The sequence below is a fragment of the Burkholderia sp. BCC1208 genome (genome assembly GCF_902833095.1).
In the GTDB taxonomy this organism is placed as follows: domain Bacteria; phylum Pseudomonadota; class Gammaproteobacteria; order Burkholderiales; family Burkholderiaceae; genus Burkholderia.
Genome location: NZ_CADFDY010000008.1, coordinates 276,932 through 291,786, shown reverse-complemented (window position 1 = coordinate 291,786; position 14,855 = coordinate 276,932). Strand labels below are relative to the sequence as shown.

15 protein-coding genes and 1 riboswitch are annotated in these 14,855 nt (G+C 68.9%); of the genes, 9 read left to right on the top strand and 6 right to left on the bottom strand.

Annotation, left to right across the window (positions count from 1 at the left end; genetic code table 11):
- Positions 1-223: 223 nt before the first annotated feature.
- On the top strand, positions 224-421 hold the full coding sequence (locus tag HWX09_RS20705) for a hypothetical protein (protein WP_006477892.1): 198 nt from the start codon (positions 224-226) through the stop codon (positions 419-421).
- Positions 422-509: 88 nt separating this feature from the next.
- Here the strand turns inward: HWX09_RS20705 and HWX09_RS20700 are convergent, their stop codons facing one another.
- A complete protein-coding gene (locus HWX09_RS20700; protein WP_027785352.1) occupies positions 510-878 on the bottom strand; it encodes a hypothetical protein in 369 nt (122 codons plus the stop codon).
- A gap of 162 nt (positions 879-1,040) precedes the next feature.
- Between HWX09_RS20700 and glpD the strand changes: the two genes are divergently transcribed.
- The 3 genes from glpD (at position 1,041) to HWX09_RS20685 (ending at position 4,968) form a co-directional block, all read left to right on the top strand.
- A complete protein-coding gene (gene glpD, locus HWX09_RS20695; RefSeq protein WP_027785353.1) occupies positions 1,041-2,564 on the top strand; it encodes a glycerol-3-phosphate dehydrogenase in 1,524 nt (507 codons plus the stop codon).
- Positions 2,565-2,668: 104 nt separating this feature from the next.
- A complete protein-coding gene (gene glpK, locus HWX09_RS20690; RefSeq protein WP_027785354.1) occupies positions 2,669-4,171 on the top strand; it encodes a glycerol kinase GlpK in 1,503 nt (500 codons plus the stop codon).
- An 80-nt stretch (positions 4,172-4,251) separates the two neighbouring features.
- Complete coding sequence (locus tag HWX09_RS20685) at positions 4,252-4,968, top strand: MIP/aquaporin family protein (RefSeq protein ID WP_027785355.1); 717 nt, start codon at positions 4,252-4,254, stop codon at positions 4,966-4,968.
- Between the two features lie 60 nt (positions 4,969-5,028).
- Here HWX09_RS20685 and HWX09_RS20680 read toward each other — a convergent pair whose 3' ends face one another.
- Genes HWX09_RS20680 through HWX09_RS20670 form a run of 3 tightly spaced genes read right to left on the bottom strand, consistent with a single transcriptional unit; the run spans position 5,029 to position 7,710 of the window.
- Entirely contained in the window at positions 5,029-6,279 is a 1,251-nt protein-coding gene (locus HWX09_RS20680; RefSeq protein ID WP_027785356.1) for an FAD-dependent oxidoreductase, read from the bottom strand.
- Between the two features lie 4 nt (positions 6,280-6,283).
- The gene (locus HWX09_RS20675; protein ID WP_027785357.1) at positions 6,284-6,592 is read right to left on the bottom strand and encodes a non-heme iron oxygenase ferredoxin subunit; all 309 of its coding nucleotides are present in this window, start codon (positions 6,590-6,592) and stop codon (positions 6,284-6,286) included.
- A gap of 35 nt (positions 6,593-6,627) precedes the next feature.
- Positions 6,628-7,710, bottom strand: coding sequence for a fatty acid desaturase family protein (locus HWX09_RS20670; RefSeq protein ID WP_027785358.1), 1,083 nt, complete (start codon positions 7,708-7,710; stop codon positions 6,628-6,630).
- A 165-nt stretch (positions 7,711-7,875) separates the two neighbouring features.
- Between HWX09_RS20670 and HWX09_RS20665 the strand changes: the two genes are divergently transcribed.
- The 5 genes from HWX09_RS20665 to HWX09_RS20645 all read left to right on the top strand — a co-directional run bounded on the left by HWX09_RS20665 (position 7,876) and on the right by HWX09_RS20645 (position 12,906).
- A complete protein-coding gene (locus tag HWX09_RS20665) occupies positions 7,876-8,940 on the top strand; it encodes a LacI family DNA-binding transcriptional regulator (RefSeq protein WP_027785359.1) in 1,065 nt (354 codons plus the stop codon).
- Between the two features lie 143 nt (positions 8,941-9,083).
- Positions 9,084-10,103: a hypothetical protein gene (locus tag HWX09_RS20660; RefSeq protein ID WP_027785360.1), complete on the top strand. Its 1,020-nt coding sequence runs from the start codon at positions 9,084-9,086 to the stop codon at positions 10,101-10,103.
- Between the two features lie 38 nt (positions 10,104-10,141).
- Positions 10,142-10,969, top strand: coding sequence for a TIM barrel protein (locus HWX09_RS20655; protein WP_027785361.1), 828 nt, complete (start codon positions 10,142-10,144; stop codon positions 10,967-10,969).
- Between the two features lie 75 nt (positions 10,970-11,044).
- A complete protein-coding gene (gene iolG, locus HWX09_RS20650; RefSeq protein ID WP_027785362.1) occupies positions 11,045-12,031 on the top strand; it encodes an inositol 2-dehydrogenase in 987 nt (328 codons plus the stop codon).
- A 188-nt stretch (positions 12,032-12,219) separates the two neighbouring features.
- Positions 12,220-12,906, top strand: a complete 687-nt coding sequence (locus tag HWX09_RS20645) for an HAD-IA family hydrolase (protein WP_027785363.1) — start codon at positions 12,220-12,222, stop codon at positions 12,904-12,906.
- A 71-nt stretch (positions 12,907-12,977) separates the two neighbouring features.
- On the opposite strand, the gene ribB is transcribed toward HWX09_RS20645, so the two are convergent.
- Together ribB and HWX09_RS20635 are read right to left on the bottom strand one after the other, a co-directional pair.
- The gene (gene ribB, locus HWX09_RS20640) at positions 12,978-13,688 is read right to left on the bottom strand and encodes a 3,4-dihydroxy-2-butanone-4-phosphate synthase (RefSeq protein WP_027785364.1); all 711 of its coding nucleotides are present in this window, start codon (positions 13,686-13,688) and stop codon (positions 12,978-12,980) included.
- Positions 13,689-13,806: 118 nt separating this feature from the next.
- A riboswitch (FMN riboswitch) is annotated at positions 13,807-13,955 on the bottom strand.
- Between the two features lie 187 nt (positions 13,956-14,142).
- The gene (locus tag HWX09_RS20635) at positions 14,143-14,829 is read right to left on the bottom strand and encodes an XRE family transcriptional regulator (protein WP_027785365.1); all 687 of its coding nucleotides are present in this window, start codon (positions 14,827-14,829) and stop codon (positions 14,143-14,145) included.
- Positions 14,830-14,855: the final 26 nt, after the last annotated feature.

Here is a 14,855-nt window from a genome sequence, read left to right as displayed (position 1 = left end):
GCGTTTCTGTCAAACGGAAAATTAACGGGGCACGATTTGTCGTTGCCTGCGCGCTCGACTAGACTCCAGTTCCCCGGCCCGTTCGCCGATCCGCCTGTGCCAGGGCGGTGCGAATCGCAGGCCGGCGAATGCAGCTTTTCCCCCCAAGCCATACCCCCGCGGGGTATCGCGCGGCGGCGTACGCGCCGGCCGCGCGGGCAGTCCGATTGCCATGGAGAGAACGATGCTGAGTCCGCATGAATTCGCCACGCTCTTGCTTGTGAAGGACGCGCCTGATCAGCGCGATATGGATCGGGATGAACTGGACATCCTGCTCGAACAACAGCTCGTCCGCCTGGAAGGGCTCGGCTCGGGGCGCAAATACTGCGTGACCGAGACCGGCGACGCCGCGCTGCGATCCATCAAGTACCGCTATTCGTAAGTCCCGCTGTTCCTGACCTGATCGCGCGGCCGGCATCCGGCCGCGCGGTCGTTCCGGCCTCCCGCCCGTCCGTTCGCCGCTGCCGGCTTCAGCCGCCGCGCAGCGTCGGATCGACCGCCGCCCGCCAGCTGATGGCCTGCGCGCGCGCCCCGTTGAAATAGGCGATCCAGCCGGCGCGCGCCGCCGCGTCGGGCGCCACATAGTGGGCCGAAAGTTCGTTTACGAACGCACAATAGTTCGCTTCGCTCAGCCCGCGATACCGTTTCGCGACGTACGCGTCGTACAGCGTCGAGTAGACCGGCCGCGCGTCCGCGCCCCAGTCGCGCGCCGCGCCGCCGCACGCCGTCTGCAGGTCGACGAACGACGGCGCCCGCCAGTTGCCGGCGAGCGGCGGCGTACCGACGCCGCACCCCGCCAGAAGGACGGCGCACACGCCGGCCCACATCCCAATACGCATGATTCACCTCGCGAAACGGTCGATTCCGCCAGTATCGTCCGGGATCGTGTCGCGCGCTACTGGCCCCGCTTTTTCGAACTTTACTTTTTCGATTTCGTTCGTTAAATTTCGAATTCGAACATTTCATGTTCGCCCTATTTCAACAGACGATAAGGACAGCAGGTGACCCAACCGAATCGCTACGATCTGCTCGTCGTCGGCGGCGGCATCAACGGCGCGGGGATCGCGCGCGACGCGGCCGGCCGCGGCCTGTCGGTCATGCTCTGCGAGCAGGACGACCTCGCGTCGCACACGTCGTCGTCCAGCACGAAGCTGATTCACGGCGGCCTGCGTTACCTCGAGTACAACGAATTCGGCCTGGTGCGCAAGGCGCTGCAGGAACGCGAAACGCTGCTGCGCGCGGCGCCGCACATCATGTGGCCGCTGCGCTTCGTGATGCCGCACATGCCGAACCTGCGCCCGGCCTGGCTGATCCGCATCGGCCTGTTCCTCTACGATCACCTCGCGAAACGCGAACTGCTGCCCGGCTCGCGCGGCATCGACATGCGCCGCCATGCGGCCGGCGCGCCGCTGATCGACTCGATCAAGCGCGGCTTCGTGTATTCCGACGGCTGGGTCGACGACGCCCGCCTCGTCGTGCTGAACGCGATGGATGCGAAGGAGCGCGGCGCCGCGATCCTGACGCGCACCAAGCTCGTTTCCGCCGAACGCCGCGGCGAAGAATGGGAAGCGCGGCTGCAGCAGGCCGACGGGTCGATCCGCGTCGTGCATGCGCGCGCGATCGCGAACGCGGCCGGCCCGTGGGTCGGCGAAGTGCTGCACGGCGCGCTCGGCCGCGGTGCGCATCACAGCGTGCGGCTCGTGAAGGGCAGCCACATCATCACGCGCCGCCTGTTCGATCACGATCACGCGTACATCTTCCAGAACCCGGACAAGCGGATCATCTTCGCGATTCCGTACGAGCACGACTTCACGCTGATCGGCACGACCGACGTCGAATACACGAACGATCCCGCGAAGGTCGCGATCGATCGCGACGAGACGCAGTACCTGTGCGATTCGATCAACCGCTACTTCAAGCGCAAGATCTCGCCGGCCGACGTGCACTGGACCTATTCGGGCGTGCGCCCGCTGCTGGAAGACGAGAACGCGACGAACGCATCGGCCGTGACGCGCGACTATCGTCTCGAACTCGACGACGGCGCGGGCGCCCCGCTGCTGTCGGTGTTCGGCGGCAAGATCACCACGTTCCGCAAGCTCGCGGAAGAAGCCGGCGACATGCTGTGCCGCGCGCTCGGCCGCGACGCGAAGACCTGGACGGCCGGCGTCGCGCTGCCGGGCGGCGACATCGCGAACGCGAAGTTCGACGTATTCGCCGGCGCGTTCGCGAAACGCCATCCGTGGCTGCCCGCCGCACTCGCGCGCCGCTATGCGCGCGCGTACGGCACCCGTGCGGAGCGCGTGATCGACGGCGCGAAGTCGCTTGCCGATCTGGGCGCCGAAATCGCGCCGGGCATCCACGACGCGGAACTGCGCTACCTGCGCGACGCCGAATGGGCGACCTGCGCGCAGGACGTGCTGTGGCGCCGCTCGAAGCTCGGGCTGCACGTCGCGCCCGGCACGCTCGATGCCGTAACCGCCGCGGTCGACGCATGGTTCGCCGCCGCGCATGCGCCGCACGCCTGATTCGAATGCAGTTGCAGTTGCCTGACCGACGTTGACTCACCGACGCGCCGCCCACATGCGGCGCGCATCACAACTAAGCCAATCCACGGATGGAGATGAGAGACATGCAGGACCAGTACATCCTCGCGCTTGACCAGGGCACCACGAGTTCCCGCGCGATGCTGTTCGATCGCCAGGGCAATATCGTATCGATCGCCCAGAAGGAATTCGAACAGATCTACCCCCAACCCGGCTGGGTCGAGCACGACCCACAGGAAATCTGGTCGACGCAAGCCGGCGTCGCCGCGGAAGCCGTCACGCGCACGGGCCTGAACGGCACGTCGATCGCCGCGATCGGCATCACCAACCAGCGTGAAACGACGATCGTCTGGGATCGCGAGACGGGCCAGCCCGTCTACAACGCGATCGTCTGGCAGGATCGCCGCACGGCCGACTTCTGCGATTCGCTGAAGAAGCAGGGCCTCGAAGCGAAGGTGCGCGCGAAGACCGGCCTGCCGATCGACTCGTACTTCTCCGCGACGAAGATCCGCTGGATCCTCGACAACGTGCCGGGGGCGCGCGACAAGGCCCGCCAGGGCAAGCTCGCGTTCGGCACCGTCGACAGCTGGCTCGTGTGGAACTTCACGAAGCACGAACTGCACGTGACCGACGTGACCAACGCGTCGCGCACGATGCTGTTCAACATCCATACGCGCGAGTGGGACAGCGAGCTGCTCGAACTGCTCGACATTCCGCGCAGCATGCTGCCGGAAGTGAAGGCGTCGTCGGAGATCTACGGCCACACGAAGACCACCGTGTTCGCGTCGAAGATCCCGCTCGCGGGCATCGCCGGCGACCAGCACGCTGCGCTGTTCGGCCAGATGTGCACGACCTCGGGCATGGTGAAGAACACCTACGGCACCGGCTGCTTCCTGATGATGAACACCGGCGACAAGCCGATCGAGTCGAAGAACAACCTCGTCACCACGATCGCGTGGCAAATCGGCGACGACGTCCAGTACGCGCTCGAAGGCAGCATCTTCATCGCGGGCGCGGTCGTGCAGTGGCTGCGCGACGGCGTCGGCATCATCAAGACGGCCGCGGAAATCGAGGCGCTCGCGGCCAGCGTGCCGCATACCGACGGCGTCTACCTCGTACCCGCGTTTGCCGGCCTCGGCGCGCCGCACTGGAACGCGCGGGCGCGCGGCTCGGTGTTCGGCGTCACGCGCGGCACGAGCGCCGCGCATCTCGCCCGTGCGGCGCTCGATGCAATCGCATACCAGTCGCTCGACGTGCTGGCCGCGATGGAAGCCGATTCGGGCATCAGCATCGGCGAGCTGCGGGTGGACGGCGGCGCAAGCGCGAACGACCTGCTGATGCAGTTCCAGGCCGACCTGCTCGGCGTCGACGCGGTGCGTCCGCAGATCACCGAGACGACCGCGCTCGGCGCGGCCTACCTCGCGGGCCTCGCGATCGGCTACTGGAAGAACCTCGACGAAGTGCGGAACCAGTGGCAGCTCGATCGCCGCTTCGCGCCGTCGATGCCGAAGGAGCAGGTCGAGCAGCGCATGGCCGGCTGGCAGCGCGCGGTACGCGCCGCGAAGGCCTGGGCCGACGACACGCAGTAACCGCAACACGCTCGAACGAAATACAACAACACCGGCGGACCGCGCGACGCGCGAGTCCGCCGCAATCTACGAGAGACAACATGTCACCTTATATTGCGGAATTCATCGGCACGGCGATCCTCGTGCTGCTCGGCAACGGCGCGGTCGCGAACGTGCTGCTTGCAAAGACCAAGGGCAAAGGTGCGGACCTGATCGTGATCGTGATGGGCTGGGCGATGGCGGTATTCGTCGCCGTCTACGTGACCGCGTCGTTCAGCGGCGCGCACCTGAACCCGATCGTCACGATCAGCCTCGCGCTCGCGGGCAAGTTCGCGTGGTCGAAAGTCGGCGGCTACGTGCTCGCGCAGATGCTCGGCGGGATGGCGGGCGCGTTGCTCGTGTGGCTCGCGTATCGCCAGCACTTCGCGAAGGAAGCCGATGCGGACCTGAAGCTCGCCGTGTTCTGCACGGCGCCGGCGATCCGCAGCGTCACGCACAACGTGCTGACCGAAGCGATCTGCACGTTCGTGCTGATCCTCGGCGTGCTGTACCTCGCGTCGCCGCAGGTCGGCCTCGGCGCACTCGACGCGCTGCCCGTCGGCCTGCTGGTGCTCGGCATCGGCATCTCGCTCGGCGGCCCGACCGGCTATGCGATGAGCCCCGCGCGCGACCTGTCGCCGCGCATCATGCACGCGCTGCTGCCGATCCCCGGCAAGCGCGACAGCGACTGGCGCTATGCATGGGTGCCGGTCGTCGGCCCGCTGCTCGGCGGCGCGGCGGCAGCCGGCCTGTATCTGCACCTGCACGCGACGATCTGATCGCGGTTTGAACGAAGCGCGCGGCCTGCCCTGCCGCGCGCTTCACTGCCTTGCGTTTTTCTACCGGTCGTTCACGGCCGCCACCAGCGACTTCAGCTTCACGCCGACGTCCGCGACCGCCGCCGGCGTCACCTCGATCCCGCGCTCGACCAGCATTCTCGCCACCCGCATTTCCTTCGCGAATCCCGCTGCACGGCCGAAGCCGCTCGCCGCGACGAGCCGAGAGGCCGCGTCGAAATGGAAATGGATGTGCGCATCGTCGCCGAGCACGCGCGCGACCGACTGCGTGCCGAGCGCCGGCTCGCCGGCCACCTGCAACTGCGCATCGTATTGATCGGACCAGAACCACGGCGTGTCGCGATACGGTTCGCCCGCGCCGAGCATGTTGCGGGCGGCGACGTGCGCCTGCGTCTCGGCGCCGTGCCACGTCTCCTGCCGAAGCGGGCGGCCCGACAACACGCTCGGAAACACCGCGACGTCGCCGGCCGCGAAAATGCCGCGCGCCGAGGTCTCGAGCTGCGCATTCACGATGATGCCGCGCTCGACCGCGAGGCCTGCGTCGCGCGCCAGCTCGTCGGCCGGGTCGATGCCGATGCCGGCCACGACCGTGTCGGCGAGCAGCGTGTCGCCGTCGTCGAGCACGACGGCCAGCGCACCGCCCGAGGTCCGCTCGATCGCAACCGGTTTCCGGTTCAAACGGATCGCCACGCCCTGCTCGTCGTGAAGCGCATGCACGCGCGTCGCGATGGCTTGCGGCACCGCGCGGCCCAGCAGCCGCGGCGCCGCATCGAGCACGGTCACGCGGCAGCCGCGCTGGCGCGCCGACGCCGCGACTTCGAGACCGATGAAGCCGCCGCCGATCAGCACGATCCGCGCGTCGGGCACGAGCCGCGCGCCGATCGCGGCCGCGTCGTCGAGCGTGCGCAACGCGAATACGCCGTCGAGCGCCGCGCCCGGCACGGCCAGACGGCGCGCGCGGCCGCCGGTGGCCAGCAGCAGCGCGTCGTAGCCGAGCACGCGCCCGCCCGACATGCGCACTTCGCGTGCGGGCGGATCGATGCGCTCGACGGTCGCGACGATCCGCTCGATACGATCGGCCGCCCATGCTTCGGCATCGCGCAACCGGCATTGCGCCGCGTCGCGCTCGCCCGTCAGCACGCCCTTCGACAACGGCGGCCGCTCGTACGGCGGATGCGGCTCCGCGCCGATCAGCACGATGCGCCCGCGCCAGCCGGACGCGCGCAACACCTGCGCCGCGCGGCCGCCCGCATGGCCGGCGCCGACGATCGCCATCACCCGGTCGCTGGTCATCGCGTCATACCTCGATCAGGATGCGGCCGTCCTCGATCTTCGCGCGGTACGTTCGCAGCTTCTCGCAGGCGGGCGCGGACAGCGGCCGGCCGTCGCGCACGTCGAAGCGGCCATTGTGCTTCGGGCATTCGATCACGTGATCCATCACGAGCCCGTCCGCGAGATGCACCTGCTCGTGCGTGCACAGGCCGTCGCTTGCGTAAACCTCACCGTCGATCCGGTAGATCGCGTACGTGCGGCCGGCATGATCGAAGCGCGCGACGTCTTCGTCATCGATGTCGTGGAGCGCGCCGGTGTCGATCCATTGCGTCATGGTGTGTGTCTCCTTCGTTGGATGTTCGGCAACGTTCATGCACGCGCGGCATCGGGCACCGGCCGCACGACGCAATCGGACGGGTCGCGGGTCTGCCGAATCAGCGCCGGCACGATCTCCGCATAGGCCGCCAGCGTGCTGCGGTACGGCGGCGGCATGTCGGCCTTCACGGCGTCGTGCAGCTTCGGCAGCGCATGGAACGGCACCATCGGGAACATGTGGTGCTCGACGTGATAGTTCATGTTCCAGTACAGGAAGCGGAACACCGGATTCATCATCACGGTCCTGCAGTTGCGCCGGTGATCGAGCACGTTCTCCGGCATGCCCGCGTGCTGCGTGAGGCCGAAATACAGGTACAGCCACGCGCCGTAGAGGCTCGGCAGCCCGATGTAGAGCAGCGGCAGGATCGTGTGCCAGTACACCGCGGCGCCCGTCACCAGCATGTAGATCGCGAGATGGATGCGCGACTCGCGCACGACCTTCGGCCATTCCGATTCGGGCACGTAGGTCCGCTCCTCGTCGTCGAGCCGGCCGGTGACCGACACCGCGATCATCTTGCGCAGCTCGCCGGCCACGTGCTTCAGCGCGACGACGTTCAGCGCGAGCGCGAGCCAGTCGGTCGGCTTCGGCGCGGCGATTTCCGGATCGCGCCCGACGACCAGCGTATCGGTGTGATGGCGTGCATGGCTCCAGCGCCAGGCGGTCGCGCGGCGGAACACCTGGAACGACGCGACCTGATACAACGCGTCGTTCATCCAGCGCGTGCGGAACGCGGTGCCGTGCCCGCATTCGTGCCAGCGCGAATCGGCCGGGCTGCAGTAAAGCGTGCCGTACACGAAGAACGCCGGGATCGCCCACGCCGAATGCGCACGCCACGCCAGCCACGCGAGCGCGCCGCTGATCGCGATCGCCGCGTACCAGACCAGCGTATCGCGAATCGCACGCGCATCGCCGCGCTGCATCAGCTGCTTCATCAGCGGCCGCGGCACCGCGCACCGGTACCACGCGGCGTTGACGAGCCCGGCCGCATGCGCGCGCTCGCCGGCGCCGCCGATCATTCGGTATTCCTGACGGCGCGCTGCCGCGCGCTCGCGCGCCGGGTCGTCGGTATGGGCCACTTCTGTCTCCTCGGGTTCTCGTGCGCGGCAAGCGCTTCGCAACAAGACCGAAATTAGGCGACCGGCCGCCCCGCCTCAATCGAAACGTTGACGAAATTTCGCCATGGCTTTAGCGTTCCCGACAACGCCACGCGATCGATGGCGACCCTCACGATGGAGACGACCATGGCAGGTGAATCCGGGCCGCGCTGGCGCAAGCGCACCGCGCGCTTCGACGAGATCGCGGCGCTCGCCGGCGTCAGCACGACGACCGTCGACCGCGTCCTGAACGAGCGCGGCAGCGTCTCCGCGCAGGCGCGCGAACGCGTGGTGGCGGCCGCGCGGCAGCTCGGCGTGCCGCGGCAACTGCCCGACACGCGGCATGGGCTGATCCACGTCGACGTGCTGCTGCCGGATACCGACGCGCCGTTCTTCCGACGGTTGCAGCAGGCGCTGCAGCGCTCGCTGCAGATGCTCGACCGGCGCGTGGTCGTGCACCGGTCGATCCTGCCCGCCGCCGACGACGAGCGCGCCGCCGTGCTGATCGAGCGGCCCGCGTACCGGCGCGCGGCGCTGATCGTCACCGCGCACGACACGGCCCGCATGCGCGACGCGCTGGCCGGCGCGATCGCGCGTGGCGAGACCGTCGTCACGATGGTCACCGACATCGGCGGCATCGACCGTGCGCACTTTGCCGGCATCGACAACTATCGCGCCGGACGCACGGCCGGCTACTACATCGGCCGCCTCGCGGCGCGTCCCGGCCGCGTGCTGCTGCTCGGCGGCCGGATGGGCTACCGCGCGCACGCCGACCGGATGGCCGGCTGCCGCGACCAGCTCGCCGACGCGTTCGCCGCCCTACGCTGCGACGACGCGCCATTCGAGACGCTCGACCAGGACGACCGCTGCTATCGCGTCGTGTCGAAGGCGCTGCAGGCGCACGACGACGTGGTCGCGATCTACAACAGCGGCGCCGGGTCGGCCGGCATCGAAGCGGCGCTGCGCAAGGCCGGCGCGGTCGGGCGCGTCGTGTGGATCGGCCACGAGATGATCGACCAGCACCGCACCTTCATCGAAGCCGGCGCGATGGATCTCGCGATCGACCAGGATCCCGACGGGCAGGCGATTTCCGCGCTGCAGCACGTGCTGCATGCGTGCGGCATCGTCGAACAGCCGCCGCCGGACGACCCGGTCGAATTCCGCGTGTTCTGCCCGGCGAACGTGAGGACCAGCGCGTACCTGCAGGCGTGAATCCCGCCGCCCGGCGGGCCGCGTGCGCGTGGCGAAAAAATCGACCACGCCATTGGCGATTTTTCGTCAACGTTTGTCATGCAGTCCGCGCCACGCATCCGTACATTGGTCAGTCATCGATAGACGACAACGGACAGGAGACGATGGCTGAACCGATCCTCATCGGCGTGAACCTCGACGGCGTGCTCGAGCACGACGGGCTGCCGCCGCCCTCGCCCGCCGAGCGTTTCCGGAGGGTCGCCGCCGCCGGCGTGTTCGATTACATCGAAAAGAATCCCATGCGCGGCGAAGACCTGTCGCCCTATTTCGCGCTGGTCGACCGCCACGCGCTGCCCATTCGCGTCATCGGCGGCATCTGGTACGCGGGCCGCGACGAAGCGCATGTCGCCGAGATCGTCGCGGCAGGCGCGCGCTTCGGCAGCACGGTGCTCAACTGCCAGTTGTTCGCGCATCACGCGGACGGCCATCCGCTGTCGGACCGCGAAGTTGCCGACTTCTATCTGCGCGCGTACGCATTGGGCGAGCCGGTCAACTGCCTGCCGAGCCTCGAAGTGCACGTCGACATGTGGAGCGAGGATTTCGCGCGCGTGGCGCGCGTCGCGCGGCATGTCGAGCAGGCCGGCGCACCGTTCCGGATCACCCTCGATCATTCGCACCTGCTGTTCAAGATCGGCAATCGCGCCGAACTCGACGCAGCGGGCCTGCGCGAATCGGCCGACGGCGGCCGCGCGATGCTCGACCCGGCGTCTCCCGCCGCGATCTATGCCGACTGGATCGCGCGCGGTTGGGTCGGCCACGCGCATGCGCGCAGCGTGACGCCGAACAATCCCGACAACCGCTGGATGCGCCGCACGGACGGCAGGCCCGGCCGCGGCATCCAGTACCCGTTCGTCGCACCCGCGCCGGGCGCCTATCACGGCGAATGGCGTGCGGCGGCGCTCGACCCGTGGAAAGCCGCGCTGCGCCAGTTGCTGCAGACGCAAGTGCAAGCGCGGGCTCCCGCTCACGCGCAGCCGCCACGACTCGAACAGATCAGTTGCGAGTTCATCCCGTTTCCCGACTACGGCGGCGGCGCACGCTATTCGATCTTCGACAACAACGTCGCGTGCGCGCAATGGCTGCGCGACGCGTGGCAGGCACTCGCCGCGCACGCCGGCGCCTGATTCGGACCCCGCCCCACTCAAGCCCCAAGGACAGAACGATGACGCAAGCCTTCCACTTTTCGCTGAACCGGATGAGCGCGCCGCGCTTGCCGTTCGACCGCTACGTCGCGCTGTGCCAGCGCCTCGGCGTCGACACGATCGAGATCCGCAACGATCTCGATGGCGTCGAGCTCGCCGACGGCACGCCGGCTGCCGCCGTACGCGCGACGGCCGAGGCCGGCGGCGTGACGATCCTGACGATCAACGCGCTGCAGCGCTTCGAGCAATGGAACGCCGAACGCGCGGACGAGGCGACCGTGCTGGCCGACTACGCGGCGCAATGCGGCGCGCGTGCGCTGGTGCTGTGCCCGACCAACAGCCGCGGCGACACGCGCGGCGCCGACGCCCGCCATGCGGATCTCGTGACGGCGCTGAAGGCGTTGAAGCCGATCCTTCAAGCCCGCGGCCTGCTCGGCTTCATCGAGCCGCTCGGTTTCGAGGAATGCGCGCTGCGCCGCAAGTCGGACGCGGTGAAGGGCATCTACGCGGCGGCGGGCGAGCCGGTGTTCCGGCTCGTGCACGACACGTTCCACCATCACCTCGCCGGCGAAGACATCTTCTTCCCGAACCTGACGGGCCTCGTGCACATCTCGGGTGTCGAGGAAGCCGACCTGCCGGTCGACCGGATGCGCGACGGCCACCGCGTGCTGGTCGGCGGCGCCGACCGGCTCGGCAACATCCGGCAACTGCGCGAGCTGCTCGCGCGCGGCTACCGCAGCGCGTTGTCGTTCGAGCCGTTCGCGAGCGAGATCGCCGAAGCCGGCGACATCGAAGACCGGCTGCGGGCGAGCATCGACTACGTGCGCGGCGAGCTGACGGATCGCTGAGCGGACGGTCGTAACGGTGCGCAGGCCCACACCGGTCGCACATCGGGAAAACAACGGAATCCAGAGGAAGACGAAATGATCGAATTCGCTTTGTTCGGCGCGGGCAGAATCGGCAAGATCCACGCGGCGAATCTCGCGCGCCATCCGGGCGCGACACTGAAGTACGTGATCGACCGGCACGCGCCGTCGGCCGAAGCACTCGCCCACACGCATGGCGCGCAAGTCGCCGACATCGAGCGCGCGCTCGGCGATGCGTCGGTGCGGGCCGTCGTGATCGCGTCGAGCACCGACACGCACGCGGACCTGATCGTCGCGGCCGCGAACGCGGGCAAGGCGGTGTTCTGCGAGAAGCCGGTCGACCTCACCGTCGAACGCTCGCGTGCGTGCGCGGACGTCGTGCGGCGCACCGGCGTGACCTGCATGATCGGCTTCCAGCGCCGCTTCGACCCGACCTTCGCGGCGCTGAAGGCACGCGTCGAGCGCGGTGAGATCGGCGCGCCGGAAATGCTGGTCGTCACGAGCCGCGATCCGGGCGCGCCGCCGGCCGACTACATCCGCAGCTCGGGCGGCATTTTCAAGGACATGCTGATCCACGACTTCGACGTGTTCCGCTGGATCCTCGGCGACGAAGCGCAGACGCTGCACGCGACGGGCAGTTGCCTGACCGATCCGGCCGTGCGCGACGCCGGCGACATCGATTCGACCGCCGTGACGATTCGCACGCGACGCGGATTGCTGTGCCAGATCAACACGTCGCGGCGCGCGGCCTACGGCTACGACCAGCGCTTCGAACTGCTCGGCAGCCACGGGATGCTGCAGGCCGGCAACGTGCGGCCGACCGAGGTGAGCGCATGGCTCGCGGGCGGCATCGCGACGGACGTGCCGGAGCCGTTCTTCCTCGAACGCTACCGGCATGCGTACGCGGCCGAGATCGCGCATTTCGTCGACGCGCTGCGCGACGGCACGCCGGTCAGGACGACGATCGACGACGGGCTCGCCGCGCTCGAACTGGCCGAAGCCGCGATGACGTCGTGGCAAACGGGGCGCGTGATCGAGCTGTAACGCAGCAAACGGGGGCGGCGATCCGGGCAAGCGGGCCGCCGCCGCGCGCCCGGCGGCACACCGGCACGGCATGCCGCACCGGCACGGCCGCATCGGGCAAATTTGCCGCCCCGTCGCGCGGCCCGCGCGTGAAAGCACGTATGATGGCGAATCGATCGGCGTCGCCGATATCCCGCGTTTTCATCACCATGCTCGATCACCTCATCTGCGACTGCGACGGCGTGCTCGTCGACAGCGAAGTCATCGCCGACCGCGTGCTGCTCGACACGCTGTCCGCCACGTTCCCCAACCTCGATTTCGAAGCCGCCGCGAAGTCGGCATTCGGCCAGCAGACGTCGCGTTTCCTCACCGGCATCGAATCCCGCTTCGGGGTCGAGATGCCCGCCAACTTCATCGAGACCATCGAGCACAACATCGAAGTCGCGCTCGCGCAATCGCTCGCGCCGATCAGCGGCGTGCGCGACGCGCTGCTGAAGGTCACGCTGCCGGCCGCCGTCGTGTCGAACAGCAGGCTCGTGCGCGTGCGCAGCTCGCTGAAGCGCGCATCGCTCACCGAGATCTTCGGCGAGCGCGTGTTCAGCTCCGAACAGGTCGCGCGGCCGAAGCCCTACCCGGACGTCTACCTGCATGCGGCGCACACGCTCGGCGTCGCGCCGGCGCGCTGCGTCGTCGTCGAGGACAGCATCTCGGGGTTGAATGCCGCGCGGGCGGCCGGGATGAAGACGATCGCGTTCGTCGGCGCGAGCCACATCCCCGACAACTACGCGGATGCGCTGCGCGCGATGGGCATCACGCGGATCATGCGCAAAATGGACGAACTGCCGGCGCTCGTCGAAGCCGGCATGCGCGGCGAATTCGGCGACGTGCAGTCCTGATTGTCATGCGGGCCGGATCGGGTCGATCCGGCCGCGCCCCGGGCGCGCGAACGCGCCCGCCCTTCCCTCGCTCAGGCCGGCTCGCAGCAGCGTTCGCGCGCCGCCGCCAGCGCCTCGCGGAACTCGACGAGCTCCGCGATCGTCAGCATCGGCAGCCCGTGCCGTTGCGCGAAGCGCTCGACATCGTCGCCGCGCGTCATCGTGCCGTCCGGATTCATCAGCTCGCACAGCACGCCGGCCGGCTTCAGGCCCGCGAGGATCGACAGGTCGACCGTGCCTTCGGTGTGACCGCGGCGCGCCAGCACGCCGCCCGGTTGCGCACGCAACGGAAACACGTGGCCGGGCCGCACGATGTCGTGCGGCCTGGCGCCGTCGGCGATCGCCGCGCGGATCGTCGTCACGCGATCGGCCGCCGACACGCCGGTATGCACGCCTTCGCGCGCCTCGATCGACACGGTGAACGCGGTGCCGTTGCGGCTTTCGTTGGTCTGCACCATCGGCGGCAGCTCGAGCGCGCGCACCGTGTCGTCGGTCAGGCACAGGCACACGATGCCGCTGCACTCGCGGATCAGCAGCGCCATCGTCTCGGGCGTGATGCGCTCGGCGGCGACGATCAGGTCGGCTTCGTTCTCGCGGTCGTGGTCGTCCTGCAGCACGACCGCGCGGCCGGCGCGCATCGCGTCGAGCGCAGCGGCGATGCGCGGCGGCACCGGTTCGGAATCCAGCAACGGGAGATCGGCAAAGGCGTCGGCGGGCGCCGACGAAACGGACATCAAGGACATGTGAAACGCTCCTCGCAAATACGATTTGGGCGAAAAACGTTTCAGGGCATTGCAAACAGACAGAACGACAACCCGCTTCGCATGCAGCGCGAAGCGGCCCTGACGGACATGACTATCTGCACATCTTCTCTCATCCGGACTGTAACCGTCGGCTCTGGCATTCGACCAGATCTGCTGACCCCGCGCGGATGCGCGGGCGCTCGCGGGCTCGCCGGCTTACGCCAGCCTACCGCCGGTGGGGAATTTCGCCCCGCCCTGAAGACGCACTGATTGCCGGACGGGAACGCCCCGTCACCGGCGGGCCAAGCATACAACAGCCGCGCGCGACGCGCAGCGAACTACCGGTAAAACCTTACTGACGACCCCGTCTAACGGCGTCGTCCAAACGGCCGGCGGACCGACCCGCGGTCCAGCGAAAGTCGGGGAACGCAGTCGCGCCGCGCGGCCCGCGCGATCAGTTGGCGGCCGCGTGCGCCGCGTCGGGCACGAGCCAGCGCGGCGGCACCTCGGGGCTCACGGTCACGCGGAACGCACGCGCCTCGCTGTCGCCCGGGTTGCGCAGGCTGTACGGCTGGTCGGCATCGAACACGATCGCGTCGCCGGTCGCGAGCAACTGGCGGCGGTCGTGCACGCTGACTTCGAGCGTGCCTTCGCTGACGACGAGGTTGACCGTCGTGCCGGGTGCGCGGCGCGCGCCGGGTTCGGTATGCAGCGGCGCGATCCGCAGCTCGTGGAATTCGGCCGCGGCCGGCTCGCCTTCCGGGTACAGCGCACGTGCCGAGAAGCGGCCGTTCGAGCTGACGACGCGCGACGCGCGCTCGGCCGCCAGGTGCTCGAAACCGTTCACCGCATGGCGCCGCAGGAACGCGGCGACCGACACCTTCAGCGCCGCCGCGATCTTGCAGAGCACCTTGATCGACGGCACGCTGCGCGCCGATTCGATCTGCGCGAGCATCGCGCGCGACACGCCGGACAGCCGCGCGAGCGCATCGAGCGACAGTTGCCGCTCGGCGCGCAAGCGCGCGAGGTTCACGCCGACGACCTGCTCGAGCGCGTCGAGCGACGCGGACGCGCGCAGGTCGGCGGCATTGCCGGACTCGAAGGAAGACACGTCGCGCACGAGCGCCAGGGATGAAGACATAGCATTGCCTCCGGGCCGCCGCGCGG

Excerpts from the sequence above, each read along its gene's own strand:
- HWX09_RS20705 (WP_006477892.1), top strand. The coding sequence starts at position 224 with ATGCTGAGTCCGCATGAATTCGCCACGCTCTTGCTTGTGAAGGACGCG.
- HWX09_RS20700 (WP_027785352.1), bottom strand. The coding sequence starts at position 878 with ATGCGTATTGGGATGTGGGCCGGCGTGTGCGCCGTCCTTCTGGCGGGG.
- glpK (WP_027785354.1), top strand. The coding sequence starts at position 2,669 with ATGCAGGACCAGTACATCCTCGCGCTTGACCAGGGCACCACGAGTTCC.
- HWX09_RS20685 (WP_027785355.1), top strand. The coding sequence starts at position 4,252 with ATGTCACCTTATATTGCGGAATTCATCGGCACGGCGATCCTCGTGCTG.
- HWX09_RS20680 (WP_027785356.1), bottom strand. The coding sequence starts at position 6,279 with ATGACCAGCGACCGGGTGATGGCGATCGTCGGCGCCGGCCATGCGGGC.
- HWX09_RS20675 (WP_027785357.1), bottom strand. The coding sequence starts at position 6,592 with ATGACGCAATGGATCGACACCGGCGCGCTCCACGACATCGATGACGAA.
- HWX09_RS20665 (WP_027785359.1), top strand. The coding sequence starts at position 7,876 with ATGGCAGGTGAATCCGGGCCGCGCTGGCGCAAGCGCACCGCGCGCTTC.
- HWX09_RS20660 (WP_027785360.1), top strand. The coding sequence starts at position 9,084 with ATGGCTGAACCGATCCTCATCGGCGTGAACCTCGACGGCGTGCTCGAG.
- HWX09_RS20655 (WP_027785361.1), top strand. The coding sequence starts at position 10,142 with ATGACGCAAGCCTTCCACTTTTCGCTGAACCGGATGAGCGCGCCGCGC.
- iolG (WP_027785362.1), top strand. The coding sequence starts at position 11,045 with ATGATCGAATTCGCTTTGTTCGGCGCGGGCAGAATCGGCAAGATCCAC.
- HWX09_RS20645 (WP_027785363.1), top strand. The coding sequence starts at position 12,220 with ATGCTCGATCACCTCATCTGCGACTGCGACGGCGTGCTCGTCGACAGC.
- ribB (WP_027785364.1), bottom strand. The coding sequence starts at position 13,688 with ATGTCCTTGATGTCCGTTTCGTCGGCGCCCGCCGACGCCTTTGCCGAT.
- HWX09_RS20635 (WP_027785365.1), bottom strand. The coding sequence starts at position 14,829 with ATGTCTTCATCCCTGGCGCTCGTGCGCGACGTGTCTTCCTTCGAGTCC.